Raw genomic sequence first — 13050 nt, 5'->3', positions numbered from 1 at the left:
CGCGCACCCCCACGTCACGCGCCACGGCACACCGCGACATGGCCATCGGCCGACCGCAAGGGAGCCCTCGTGTCAGATCAAGTCATTTCCATCGCCGCTCTGTTACTGATCTTCACAGTCGCCACCTTCACCTCCGTCCACCTGGGCGCGCTGGCCATCGTCGCCGCCTTCGTCGTCGGCTCCACGGTCGCGGACGAATCCGCGGACGACATCTTCTCCGGCTTCCCCGGAGACCTGTTCGTCGTGCTGGTCGGCGTGACGATGCTGTTCGCCATGGCGAAGAACAACGGCACCGTCGACTGGCTCGTCGACGCGGCCGTCAAGGCCGTACGGGGCCGGATCGCCCTCATCCCCTGGGTGATGTTCCTCGTCACCGCGCTGCTCACCGCGGTCGGCGCGGTCACCCCCGCCGCGGTCGGGATCGTCGCCCCCATCGGCCTCGGGTTCGCCGTCGCGCACGGCATCAACCCCGTACTCATGGGCCTGTTCATCGCCAACGGCGCGAGCGCGGGCGGCTTCTCGCCGATCGGCGTGTTCGGGAGCATCACCAACGGCGTCGTGGAGCGCAACGACCTGCCGGGGAACCCGGCCCTGCTGTTCACCGCCTCGTTCCTCTTCAACGCCGCACTGTGCGCCCTCGCCTTCCTCGCCTTCGGCGGCCGACGGTTGCTCGGGCAACGCGCACCGACCCACGGCAGGGACGGCGGCGGCACGACCGGGCCTCGCGCCACGGAGGGTGCCGCGCCACCGGGCGGCCGGGGGGCGGACGGCACCGCGCCGACCCTCACCGCCACCGCACCCGCCCCCACCGCGCCGCCCGGCTCCCTCCGCCTCGACGGCCCCCGCGCCCTCACCCTGCTCGGCCTGGTCGGGCTGGTCGTCGGGGCGCTCTTCTTCGACCTCGACGTGGGCCTGATGGCGCTCACCGTCACCGTCGTGCTCTCGCTGGTCTCGCCGGCGTCGGCCAAGGGCGCGGTCGACCGGTGCGCGTGGTCGACCGTGCTGCTGGTCTGCGGCATCGTCACCTATGTGAGCCAGATGGAGCGGCTGGGCACCATCGACCACCTGGGCAAGCAGGTCGCGTCGCTCCAGGCACCGCTCCTCGGCGCGCTGCTGATCTGCCTCATCGGCGCCGTCGCGTCCGCCTTCGCCTCCACCACGGGCATGCTCGGCGCCCTGATCCCGCTGGCGGTGCCCTTCCTGCTCGACGGCCAGGTGGGCGCCGTGGGCATGATCACCGCGCTGGCCATCTCCTCGTCCGTGGTGGACGCCTCGCCGTTCTCCACCAGCGGTGCGCTGGTGACCGCGAACACCCCTGAGGAGAAACGGGACTACGTCTTCCGCCGCCTCATGGCGTGGGGCCTCGGGATCGCCGCGGCCGGGCCGCTCGTGACCTGGGCCCTGTTCGTCGTGCCCAGCTCACTCTGACCCGCCCCGCTCCCCCGGCTCCCCCGTCGGCCGCGTCAGTCGAACGCCACCACGAGCCGCACGCCGTCGTCGCCGAACCGGCCCGCCAGGGCCTTCATGACGGCGAACACGTGCGGCCAGTGGGTGCCGGGCCCCAGGATCGAACCGGCCGCCAGCGGCTCGTACCGGCACACCAAGTCCTCGACCTGCCACTCCAGATGATCGCGTGCGGTGTCGAGTCCGGGCGGCGGCGGGCCGACCGTCGCCACCACCTCGTCGGGCCACCGCGCGGGCAGCATCCGCCGGTGCCGCAGGTACGGGCTCGACACATGCTCCCAGGACAGTCGGCCCACATACCGGTCCGGTCCGGCGTCCGGGTCGAGCCCTGCGAGCTCCGCCCAGCTCACCCACGTGGCACCGTCCAGCTCCCCGTCCGCCACCCAGGACGCCAGTTCCTCGCGCAGTCGGCCGGACAGGTCGTCGGGCAGACCGCGGCCGGCCGCGAGGGGCCGGTAGCCCGCGTCGTTGCGTACGCCGAACAGGCAGCCGAAGGCCGCGTAGTCGACCTCGTCGTACAGCGGCCACAGGTCCATGGCCGTGACCCAGGGCTCGCCGTCGTAGAAGTCCGCGCCCGCCGAAGGATGACGGAACTCGATTCCGCCGTGAATGTCCGTGCCCACGGCGAGAACGCTACCGTCGTGCGCACGGGCGACCGAATCCCGCCTGGGGCCGGTCGCCCCGCGTCCGGCTCACACCGGGCTCAGCATCCCCGACGTGTCGACGACCTGGCGGATCGCCCGGCCCGAGGCCAGTTCCTCCATGGCCTCGTTGATCCCGGACAGGGCGACCGTGCCGGTGTGCATCTCCTCGACCGGCATGAGGCCCGCCCGCCACAGGCCGAGGAAGCGGGGGATGTCGCGGCGCGGCACCGCGTCGCCCATGTACGAGCCGATCAGGGACTTGCCCTCCCCCGCGAAGGCGAGCGCGGGCACGTCGAGGACCCGGCCGGGGCCGGGCAGGCCGACCGAGACGACCCGGCCGCCGCGCGCGACGGCCGCCAGACAGGCGGCCATGACCGCGGGACTGCCCACCGCCTCGACGGCCACCTCCGCGCCGCCGCCGGTGAGGTCGCGCACGGCGGTGAGCGCCTCGTCCGGCGCGTACGCGTGCGTGGCGCCCAGCCGCAGGGCCAGCGCGCGCTTGTCCGCCACCGGGTCGACGGCGACGATCGGATACGCGCCGGCGGCACGGGCCCCGAGCACGGCGGACAGGCCGACGCCGCCGAGCCCCTGCACGACCACGGACTGCCCCGGGCGCACCGCCGCGGTGTTGACGACCGCGCCCGCGCCGGTGAGCACCGCGCACCCGAACATCGAGGCGACCGTGAACGGCACGTCCTTCGGGATCGGCACCACCGACTCCTGGGCGACGACGGCGTGCGAGGAGAACGCAGAGACGCCCAGCTGGTGGTGGACCGTGTGCCCGGCGGAGTCCGTCAGGAGCGACGGGCCGTGCAGCAGCCCGCCGGAGCCGTTGGCCGCGGCGGCGCGGTCGCACAGGGCCGGGCGACCCTCGGCGCAGCGCGGGCAGAACCCGCAGCTGGGCACGAAGACCAGCGCGACGTGGTCGCCGGGCGCGACGCGGTGGACGCCGGGCCCGGTCTCCTCGACGACGCCGACGGCCTCGTGCCCGAGCGCCATGGGCAGCGGCCGGACCCGGTCGCCGTTGACGACGGAGAGGTCGGAGTGGCACAGGCTCGCGGCGGCGACGCGGACCAGGAGCTCGCCCTCGCGGGGCGCGCCGAGTTCGAGCTCCTCGACGGTCACGGGACGGCTGTCCCCGTAGGGGCGCTCCCCGACGACGTCGCGCAGGACGGCTGCGGTGGTCCTCATGCGCCCGCCTCCTCGCGGGGTGCGCAGCGCAGCACGTCCCGGCTCTCCAGAAGCGGGACGATCTTGCCGAGCACGATGTCCTGGAAGTGGGCGGAGGCGCAGTGCGCGGCGAAGTCCGCCTCGGTGTCGTACTCCTCGTAGAGCAGGACGGCGCGCGGGTCCTCGGTGCCCTGGTGGACGCGGTAGCGGCGGCAACCGGGCTCGGCGCGGGAGGCCTCGGCCATGGCGTCGAGCAGCGGGAGGACGGTCCTTTCCTGGTCGGGCAGGGTGCGGTAGCGGGCCACGACGACGTAACTCACGGTGGTTCTACTCCTGTTGGTCCGGGGCCTGTTCGGCCGGCGTCCCGGGGGTCGCCGGGCGCGGCAGCGCGTCGCGGCGCAGATGCCACAGGCGGTGGTCGGACGTGGCCGCCGCGACCGACCCGAGGGCCAGTGCGGCGGCCACGTCCGCGGGGGTCTCCACGAAGCCGGCGGCGACCGTCGGCGACATGGCGCGGCGCGCCTGGGGGGTCATGCGCGCCACGATGGGGGCGGGCATGACCTCGACCAGGTCGGGCATGCCGCGGGAGATGGCGTCCATGCTCCTGCGCAGATTGGAGCGGTCGGTGACGAAGACCTTCTGCGCGGTGAGCAGCCCGAGCGGCCGGCCCTTCTCGATGAGGGCGAGCCGGGTGCTCACCACTCCGCTCGCGCCCATGTCCTTGATGAAGTCGAGGGCGCCGCGGTCCTGCGCGAGGCCGGGGCTGGAGTCGACGTTCACGAACACGGTCTTGCCGGCCTTGCGCAGCGCCGGGACGACCTGGGGCAGCTGCCCGACGGCGAAGGACGCGAGGATGCACACCTTCGCGGGGGCGGTGAGGAACTGCCGCAGCGGCTGGGAGCCGACGATGGAGGCGACGACCGGCACCTCGGCGAAGGCCGTGGCGAGCCGGGCGTCGAGCGGCCGGGAGCGGAGGGAGGAGTTCATGGGCTGCCTAGGCTCGTGCGGTGGCCGCGCGGCTCAGCGGGGCGGTGCCGAAGCGGCTGGGGAGGCCCAGCTTGCCAGGGTTGAGGATGCCCGCCGGGTCCAGGGCGTTCTTCACCGCCACGAAGGTCGTGAAGCCCGCGCCGAGGGATTCCTCCAGGTAGGGGCCGCGGAGCAGGCCGCAGCCGTGGTGGTGGCTGAGCGCCGCGCGGTGCTTGATGAGGACGGCGTTGGCGGCGTCCCAGACCGCGCGGTACCAGTCGCGGCGCGCCTCGGGCGCGACGTCGCCGCGCAGGGAGAAGTAGACGCAGGCGCCGTCGGTGTAGGCGTGCGACTGGTGGGCGGAGGCGGCGAGGGTGCCGGGCACCGACTGGATGGCGGCGACCACCTCGTCGTAGATGACGGGCAGGTCGGCCCAGGCGGCGGCCATCTCCAGGGTGTCGGCGACGAAGCCGGGTCCCGGCGTGAAGCCGTCGGACGACTTGCCGACCAGCATTCGCTCGTCGAGCCAGCGCTCGAAGACGGCCTTGCCGTCGAGTCGGGTGCCGCGGGCGGCGCACACCTCGGCGGCGACCTTGATCGAGGCGTCGACGACGGCCGGGTCGCCCTCGTCGGCGATGAGCAGGAGGTGGGTGTCGGGGTGCCCGAAGTGGGTGCCCGACTCCAGGGCGTCGTACAGGCGCAGGACCGCCGGTGTGGCGCCGCGCTGCATGATCTCGCGGCAGACGTCGAGGCCCTCGGCGAAGGTCGCGAAGCCGTAGGCGACGGCGTCGGCGTGGGTGGGCAGCGGGTGGACGCGCAGCCGGGCGGAGACGATGACGCCGAGGGTGCCCTCGGAGCCGACGAAGAGCTGGCGCAGGTCGGGGCCGACGGCGGCGCGGGCGTAGTCGCCGTAGGTGGCGCGGGTGCCGTCGGCGTGGACGACGTCGATGCCGACGACCATGTCCTCGATCTTGCCGTAGCGGGTGGAGAGCTGTCCGGCGCCGCGGCAGGCGATCCAGCCGCCGACGGTGGAGACGGCGAAGGCGGAGGGCCAGTGGCCGGTGGTGACGCCGTACTCCTCCTGGAGCTGCTTCTCGAAGAGGTCGCCGAACATGCCGGCCTGCACGTCGACGATGTTCGACTCGGCGTCGAAGCCGGTGATCCGGTCGAGGCCGCAGACGTCGAGGACGACGCCGCCGAAGACGGGCAGGGCCGCGCCGGTGACATTGGAGCGTCCGGCGGAGGGTGTGACGGGTATGCCCGCGTCGTGGCAGATCCTCAGGACGGCGGCGACCTGGTCGGCGTCGGCCGCCTCGACGACGACGGCGTGCGGGGTGGCGGGGCGGCCCTCGGTCTCGCCGATCATCGAGCCGGCCCACCAGTCGCGGGTGCGGGTGACGACCTCGTCGCGCTCGACGTGCACGGCGCGGGCGGCGGCGCGCAGGGCGTCGACGACCTGCTCGGGGACGTCGACCGGGTCGGTCTGCAGGGCCGCCTCGCCGTCGCCGATGGGCGTGGTGCGGGCCCATTTCGCCTGGCTGGGGGCGCCGACGGTGTAGTTGCCGCGGTTGAAGGGGTGGGTGATGGTCTGACGGCTGATCATGCTGCGGCTCCTTCGAGGAGTACGGACTTTTCGTGGGCGACGGAGGTGAGGTAGTCGGCGACGGATCGGTCCGTCTCGGCCTGGGTGAGGTTCAGTTCGCGGGCGAGCAGCTCGCCGACGACGGGGGCGGCCTCGGCCGACGCGTCGCGGGCGAAGAGGCGGGCGCGGGTGCGGCGGGAGAGGACGTCGTCGACGGAGCGGGCCAGTTCGGCGCGGGCCGCGTAGACGACCTCGGCGCGGGTGTAGGGCAGCCCTTCGACGATCGGAGCGGCCAGGGAGGGGTCGTCGGCGATGAGGTCGCCGATGAACCGGGCCTCGGTGCCGAAGCGTTCGCCGAGGTGGGCGGCGAGTCCGCCGGACGCGGCGACCGCCTCGGAGTCGTACCCCGCGCCGCCGAGCAGCGGCAGCGCGGCGGTGCGGCTCCTGGCCTTGCGGCCGAGGACGGTCATGACCTTGTCGACGACGAGTTCGCCCATGTGGCGGCTGGTGGTGAGCTTGCCGCCGGTGACGGTGACCATGCCGCCCGCGCCGACGGTGATGTGGTGGTCGCGGCGCATGTCGAGGGTCGCGCCCTCCTTGCCGCCGACCAGGGGGCGCAGTCCGCCGATGGAGCCGACCACGTCGTCGGGGGTGAGCTTGCCCTCGAAGGCGGTGTTGGCGCCCTCCAGGAGGAAGTCCATCTCCTGCCGGGTGCAGTGCACGTCGTCGGCGGAGCCCTGGTAGTCCTCGTCGGTGGTGCCGAGGACGACGCTGTTGCCCCAGCGGGTGCAGGTGGCGCGGCGGGCCCGGCCGGGGATGGGCACGGTGACGGTGCAGTCGATGCGGACCTTGTCCCACGGCACGACGATGTGCACGCCCTTGGCGGGCCGCACCTGCGGCCGGTGTCCGTCGTCGGCCATGGCGTCGACCTGGTCGGTCCACACGCCGGTGGCGTTGACGACGGCGCGGGCGCGGATGTCGATGGTGTCGCCGTCGACCGTGGCGCGGGCGCCGCCGACCCGGCCGCCGTGGGTGAGCAGGCCCTCCACCTTCGCGCCGTTGAGGACGGTGGCGCCGAGGGCGGCGGCGGTGCGGACGATGGTGAGGACGAGCCGGGCGTCGTCGGTGCGGGCGTCGAAGTACATCAGGCCGCCCTTGAGGTGGTCGGCCCGCAGCGTCGGGGCGTGCGAGAGGACCTCGGGGACCGTCAGGCGCTGGTGCAGCTTGCCTATCCGCCAGCCGCCCACGAGGTCGTACGTCCACAGCAGTCCTTCGAACCCCTTGGCCAGGCGCGGGTCGAAGACGCCCTCCTTCTCCAGGATGGGGAAGAGGAACGGCAGCCGGTGCACGAGGTGGGGCGCGTTCTTGCGGAAGCGGTGGCGCTCCAGGAGCGAGTGGCGTACGAGGTTGACGTTGCCCTGCTCGATGTAGCGCAGGCCGCCGTGGACCATCTTCGAGGACTTGGACGAGGTGCCGGAGGCGAAGTCGTCCTTCTCGACGAGGGCGGCGCGCAGCCCGCGCGATGCGGCATCCAGGACGGCGTACGCCCCGGTGACGCCGCCGCCGATGACGAGCACGTCGTACGTGTCGTCGGCGAGGCGGCGCTTGATGCCCGTGCGGTCGAGCAGCAGGGGGGTGCGGCGGGTGGCCGCTGCGCTGCGTCCCGGTTTGCGGGCGGGCATGGTGATCACGATCAGCTCCTGGTGGTTCGGGGTGACGGCCCGGAGGCCGTCGGTGGGGGCTTCGGCGCGGCGGGCGCGTGCTCCGCGAGGTGGCCGCTCAGCAGGCGCCGCCAGCGGGCGCGCCGCGCGGCGCGTTCGTCGGGGTCGGTGGTGGGCGTGAAGATCCGGCCGCGGGGCTGGGCCTCGACGACCTCGTCGAGCGAGGACCACAGGCCCTGGGCGACGCCGGCGAGATAGGCGGTGCCGCGCAGGCTGGCGGTGGCGGAGTCGGTGACGCGTTCCAGGGGCAGGCCGGTGAGGTCGGCCTGGGTCTGCATGAGGGGGTCGCTGCCGGACACTCCCCCGCCGAGCCTGAGGCGGGCGAAGGGGGTGCCCATGGTGTCGGCGACCCCGTCGATCAGGTCGCAGACGGAGTGCGCGATGCCGTCGAGGACGGCGTGCGCCACGTCGGCGCGGGTGGTGGCGAGGGTGAGGCCGGTGAGCGCGGCGGTGGCCTCGGGGTGCCACACGGGGGTGCGTACGCCCGCGAGCGCGGGCACGAACCACGGGGTGCGGCCCGGCCGGTGGCCCACCTGCCCGGCCAGTTCGGTCAGTTCCTGCGGTGAGGCGAACAGGCCGAGGTCGTCGCAGAGCCAGCGCAGCGCGGAGCCCGCCGTGGAGGTGTAGGCCTCCAGGCTGTAGTGCGTGGTGCCGCCCTGCCGGAAGGCGGGCTGGGCGACGACTCCGGAGATGTCGGGGCGGGGCAGGGCGGCGCGCGGGCCGGTCGCGGCGTCCACGAAGGCGCCGGTCCCGTACATGCACATGCCCTGTCCCGCGTCGAGGCCGCCGAGCGCGAGGAGCGCCGCGTGCTGGTCGCCCATGGACGCGGCCAGCGGGACGGAGATGCCGAGGGCTGCGGGGTCGGTGCGGCCGAACCCGGCGTCGTCGGAGCGGAGTTCGGGCAGCAGCTCGACGGGGAAGCCGAGGCGGGCGATCCACTCCTCGTCCCAGGCGTGCGCGGTGAGGAGGTAACCGCCGGTGGACGCCGCGTTGGTGGGGGTGGTGGCGTGCACGGCGCCGCCGGTCAGGCGCCAGATCAGCCAGGTGTCGACGGTGCCGAAGAACAGCCTGCCCTCGCGGTGCGCGGCCGCCACGTCGGGGTGTTCGGCGATCTGCCGGGCCGCCCAGAGGAAGGGGGCGCGCGACCCGACCGGCCGGCCCTGGCGGGCGAGCAGCGGGGCGTCCCATTCCTCTTCGTACGCGATGAGGTCCTGCGCGTACCGGCGGTCCTGCCACACGACGGCGGGCAGCAGGGGGTGACCGGTGACGCGGTCCCAGAGCAGGGCGGTGGCCCGCTGGGTCGACAGGGCCACGGAGGTGATCTCGATGCCCTCCTCGCGGGCCCGTCCGACGGCGTGCCGGGCGACTTCGAGCGTGGCGGTCCAGATCTCCATCGGGTCCTGCTCGACGGAGAGTTCGTCGGGGTGGCTGACCTTGATCGGCCGGTAGAAGACCTGGTGGGCGGCGCCGGATTCGAGCACGACGCCGGCGCGGGTGCCGGTGGTTCCTTCGTCGACGGCGAGCACACCGCGCCGTCGTGCGGCGCCGGGGGACGTCTGCGTCATTGCAGGCCTTTCAGTGCGGGCTCGGGGAGGGAGCGGGACCATCGTGGGACGCTCGGGCGCGCCGGGCCGTCAGCGCGCGGCCGGAGTCCTCGCGGGTGTCGCGGCGGGGTCGGCCGGGCTCTCGTCGGGGGCGGCGGCCTGCGTCGGGTCCCACTTGATGACCAGGCAGGTGATCAGGCCGAACAGCGGTACGACGGACAGCGCGAGGAAGGTGTGGCCGAGGCCGAGCGCGTCCTTGATCTGCGGGAAGAGGTAGAGGCCCGCGACGCTGCCGAAGCTGCCGACCATGCCGGTGACGCCGGTGCCCAGGGCACGGACGTCGCTGCGGTACGAGAGCGCGGCGATGGACTTGCCGTTGGCGCCGGGCCCCGCCGAGTGGCAGAGGATGAACGCGGCGGGCAGCAGGAACGCCACCGCGAGGGGGATGCGGCCGAAGGTGAGGCCCATGGCGATCAGGGCGACGAAGACGCCCGCGAAACCGACGGCCGAGCTGAGCCGCAGGCCGAGCCTGCGGCCGAAGTAGGCGGAGGCGAGGCCGCCCGCGATGCCGAAGGCGTTGAACACCATCGAGCCGATGGTCGCCTTCTCGAAGCTCTCGCCGAAGATGGCGAGGCTGATGACGGGCAGGTACCAGCCGACGGCGAAGTACTGCATGGACTGGGCCAGGGAGATCACCGAGGACAGGACGGTGCGCGGCAGGTACTCGCCCTTGAAGAGCAGCCCGGCCTGGCGCATCCCGATGGCGGGCGCGGCGGCCGCGGCCCGGGTGTCCCCGTCGGGCTCGCCGACCCGCGCCACGATCCCGTAGATCCGCTCCAGGCCCCGCACCGCCTCGTCGAGGCGGCCCTTGCCGGCGAGCCAGGCGGGGCTCTCGACGAGGAAGCGCCACTGGAGGACGAGCAGGACACCGGCGACCACGGCGGCGGAGCCCACGGACCAGCGCCAGATGTCGTCGCCGACGTCGAAGTGGAAGAAGACCAGGGCGAGCACGAGGTTGCTGGTGGTGGCGGTGTACCAGACGGCCTGCCAGAGGTTGAGCCGGCCGCCGAACTTCGCGGGGGTGTACTCGGCGAGCAGCGCCATCGCCACGGCGAAGTCGATGCCGTACGCGACGCCCACCATGACCCGGCCGAGCCAGACCGTGGTGAAGTCACCGGCGAACGCGGCGAGGAGGGCGCCCGCCACGGCGAAGACCTTGGCGATGAGCAGCGGGGGCACCCGGCCGATGCGGGTGGCGAGCCAGCCGCCCACGGGGTTGAAGACGATGGCGAGCGCGGGCGCGGTGGCCGTGAGGATCGAGATCTGGGTGCTGCTGAGCGACATCTGCGTCGTCATGGGACCGAGGCCGGCGCTCAGCGCGGCGTTGGAGTAGGCGTCGAGGAAGAGCCCGCCGAACACCAGGAACCAGATCACGCGTGCCCGGCCGGTGATGCCGCCGAGTCCGTCGATGAGCGCAACGACGTCGGCGACGCCTCTGACGCTCGTGCGTTGTGCCATGAATCCGCCTTCGGGAAAGACCCGTCAGTGGCACGACGACAACAAAAAGCAGGCACGACGAAACCACCGACAGGTGGTCTATGTCTGTGCCTGCCCAAGCACCGCGATCAGGCCGCGGCAAGAAGTACACGGCGACAGTAAGAACCGGCCACGCGTGGCGTCAAGAGGTTGCCGGGAGATTTCCGTGGGGTGACGGAATGCGGGAGTCGTCGCCGGGGCGGCAGCGCTCCAAGGGGTTCACGAAGAACTGGACGGCGCCCGAGGCCACGACCTCTCCCATGGCGTGCCGCCACTGCGGGGAACACTCCTCCAGGGTCTCGGTCAGGCGGAAGTAGCACAGCCCGGCCTCATGCCGGTCCTCGACGGTTGCGCAGGGGTCCGTGGTGGGGGTCTGCGGGCCGGCGGCGGAGCCGCGCGGGCCGGGGGCGGCGGCAGCGGCGCCCGGGGCCAGGGCTGCGGCTGCCAGCAGGCCGGTCAGGGTGGCGGTGACGAGACGACGGGACATGTGCGGTGGCTCCTTGTTCCAGGGGGCGGGGGACGCCCGGGACCATCTTCTCGGTGCGGTGACCCGCCGCGTTCTTTCCCGAAGCCGGGCCGCGTGTCGCGGGCGGCGGACGGCTTCCGCCGGGGCGCCGTGATCCCTCTCACCTCCGGGAAGCACCGGCGCGACGGCACGGCATAGTGGACCGGCAACGCACGGCGGGAGGAGCTCTCGCGGAGGCGGCGGCAGACGGCCGCCCGGTTTCTGTTATCCGGGCCCGCGCCGCACGTCTCCTCATGTGTCGGAGGAGACAGCCCCCCCACAGAGGAAGTGGACACAGCGTGAGCAGCGAACGCCAAGTCGCGATGATCAGGGCAGCGCAGGACGGCAACCAGCAGGCGCAGGACGCGCTCGTGGCGGAGTACCTGCCGCTGGTCTACAACATCGTCGGGCGGGCCCTGAACGGCCATGCGGACGTCGACGACGTGGTGCAGGAGACCATGCTGCGCGTCCTGGGCGGCCTGGACGGGCTGCGCGACCCGGAGCACTTCCGCAGCTGGCTGGTGGCCATCACCATGAACCAGATACGCGGGCACTGGCGGGAGCGCGCCTCCGGTGCGATACCCGCCGGCGGCGGTCTGGCCGACGCGTACGACGTGGTGGACCCGGGCGCGGACTTCGTGGACCTGACCATCACCCGGCTCGGGCTCTCCGGGCAGCGCAGGGAGACCGCGGAGGCCACCCGGTGGCTGGACGAGGACGACCGGGCCCTGCTGTCGCTGTGGTGGCTGGAATCCGCCGGTGAGCTGACGCGGGCGGAGGTCGCCGACGCGATGGAGCTGTCCCCGCAGCACGCGGCGGTGCGGGTGCAGCGGATGAAGGCCCAGCTGGAGACGGCCCGCGTCGTCGTCCGCGCGCTGTCGGCCGCCCCGCCGTGCGCCGGGCTCCAGCAGATCACCGCGGGCTGGGACGGCGTGCCCTCGGCGCTGTGGCGCAAGCGCCTGGCCCGCCATGCCCGCGACTGCTCGGTCTGCGCGGGCCACTGGTCGAACCTCGTACCCGCCGAGGGGCTGCTCGTGGGGCTCGGGCTCGTCCCCGCGGGGGCCGCGCTGGCGGCCATGGTCACGAACGCGGCACCCGATCTCGTCAGCGTCGGTTCGGCCTCCGCCGCCGCTTCCTCCGCGCACGGTGGCGGGGCGCCGCTCTCCGCGCGGGCGCTGGCCCGCAAGGAGCGCGCCCACCGCAGGCGCCGCACGGCGGGGGCGGCCGCCGCGGTCGTCGCGCTGGTCGCCGGCGGCGCGGCGGTGCATCTGCTCACCGGGCCCGAGGAGGACGAGAGTTCACCGTCCACCGCCGCCGCCCCGGCCCCGCCCACCCGCTCCGAGGCGTCCGAGAGCGCCTCCCCCTCCCCTTCGAAGACCAAGGCGAAGCCGAAGCCGAAGCCCACGCCCAGCAAGACGAAGAAGAAGCCCAAGCCTTCCCCCACGCCTTCGAAGACCCAGAGCAAGCCGAAGCCGAAGCCCACGCCGCAGCGGCCCGACCCCACGCCCGAGAAGCCCAGCGGTGCCGCCGAACAGGTCGTCGCGCTGGTCAACGCCGAGCGCGCCAAGGCGGGTTGTGGCCCGGTCACCTCCAACAGCAAGCTGGCCACGGCGGCCACCAAGCACTCCGACGACATGGCCGCCCGGAACTACTTCGACCACACGAGCCCGGACGGCACGGACCCCGGCGACCGCATCACGGCCGCGGGCTACCCCTGGAGCACGTACGGCGAGAACATCGCCCGCGGACAGCAGACGCCGGCCGCGGTGATGGACTCGTGGATGAACAGCTCGGGCCACCGCGCCAACATCCTCAACTGCGACTTCAAGGAGCTGGGCGTGGGCATCCACAACGGCTCCGGCGGCCCGTGGTGGACCCAGGCCTTCGGGACCGCGCAGTGACCTGACGAGGGCGGCGC

Annotated in this window: 11 protein-coding genes; 2 read left to right on the top strand and 9 right to left on the bottom strand. The window is 73.4% G+C overall.

Annotated features, from left to right (window positions below; translation table 11 throughout):
• Positions 1-69 precede the first annotated feature (69 nt).
• Positions 70-1428, top strand: a complete 1359-nt coding sequence (locus AB0L89_RS33115) for an SLC13 family permease (protein ID WP_365149400.1) — start codon at positions 70-72, stop codon at positions 1426-1428.
• A gap of 35 nt (positions 1429-1463) precedes the next feature.
• On the opposite strand, the gene AB0L89_RS33110 is transcribed toward AB0L89_RS33115, so the two are convergent.
• The 9 genes from AB0L89_RS33110 to AB0L89_RS33070 form a co-directional block, all read right to left on the bottom strand.
• A complete protein-coding gene (locus tag AB0L89_RS33110) occupies positions 1464-2087 on the bottom strand; it encodes a hypothetical protein (RefSeq protein ID WP_365149397.1) in 624 nt (207 codons plus the stop codon).
• 69 nt (positions 2088-2156) lie between these two features.
• Positions 2157-3299: a zinc-binding dehydrogenase gene (locus tag AB0L89_RS33105; RefSeq protein ID WP_365149394.1), complete on the bottom strand. Its 1143-nt coding sequence runs from the start codon at positions 3297-3299 to the stop codon at positions 2157-2159.
• Complete coding sequence (locus tag AB0L89_RS33100; protein WP_365149391.1) at positions 3296-3598, bottom strand: antibiotic biosynthesis monooxygenase family protein; 303 nt, start codon at positions 3596-3598, stop codon at positions 3296-3298. Before AB0L89_RS33100 ends, AB0L89_RS33105 begins: the two co-directional genes overlap by 4 nt.
• Positions 3599-3605: 7 nt before the next feature.
• A complete protein-coding gene (locus tag AB0L89_RS33095; protein WP_365149388.1) occupies positions 3606-4265 on the bottom strand; it encodes a glycerol-3-phosphate responsive antiterminator in 660 nt (219 codons plus the stop codon).
• A gap of 7 nt (positions 4266-4272) precedes the next feature.
• On the bottom strand, positions 4273-5847 hold the full coding sequence (locus tag AB0L89_RS33090; RefSeq protein ID WP_365149385.1) for an FAD-binding oxidoreductase: 1575 nt from the start codon (positions 5845-5847) through the stop codon (positions 4273-4275).
• Entirely contained in the window at positions 5844-7517 is a 1674-nt protein-coding gene (locus AB0L89_RS33085; RefSeq protein WP_365149382.1) for a glycerol-3-phosphate dehydrogenase/oxidase, read from the bottom strand. Before AB0L89_RS33085 ends, AB0L89_RS33090 begins: the two co-directional genes overlap by 4 nt.
• Before the next feature lie 2 nt (positions 7518-7519).
• Entirely contained in the window at positions 7520-9112 is a 1593-nt protein-coding gene (locus AB0L89_RS33080; protein WP_365149379.1) for an FGGY family carbohydrate kinase, read from the bottom strand.
• 69 nt (positions 9113-9181) lie between these two features.
• A complete protein-coding gene (locus AB0L89_RS33075; protein ID WP_365149376.1) occupies positions 9182-10609 on the bottom strand; it encodes an MFS transporter in 1428 nt (475 codons plus the stop codon).
• A gap of 160 nt (positions 10610-10769) precedes the next feature.
• Positions 10770-11114 carry a hypothetical protein gene (locus AB0L89_RS33070; RefSeq protein WP_365149373.1) on the bottom strand — a complete coding sequence of 115 codons (345 nt, stop codon included), beginning with the start codon at positions 11112-11114 and terminating at the stop codon, positions 10770-10772.
• Positions 11115-11431: 317 nt separating this feature from the next.
• Between AB0L89_RS33070 and AB0L89_RS33065 the strand changes: the two genes are divergently transcribed.
• A complete protein-coding gene (locus AB0L89_RS33065; RefSeq protein ID WP_365149370.1) occupies positions 11432-13033 on the top strand; it encodes a sigma-70 family RNA polymerase sigma factor in 1602 nt (533 codons plus the stop codon).
• The last annotated feature ends 17 nt before the right edge of the window (positions 13034-13050 follow it).

This window comes from Streptomyces sp. NPDC052114 (assembly GCF_040680155.1).
Taxonomy (GTDB): domain Bacteria; phylum Actinomycetota; class Actinomycetes; order Streptomycetales; family Streptomycetaceae; genus Streptomyces.
This window is presented reverse-complemented; position numbering and strand designations above follow the sequence as displayed.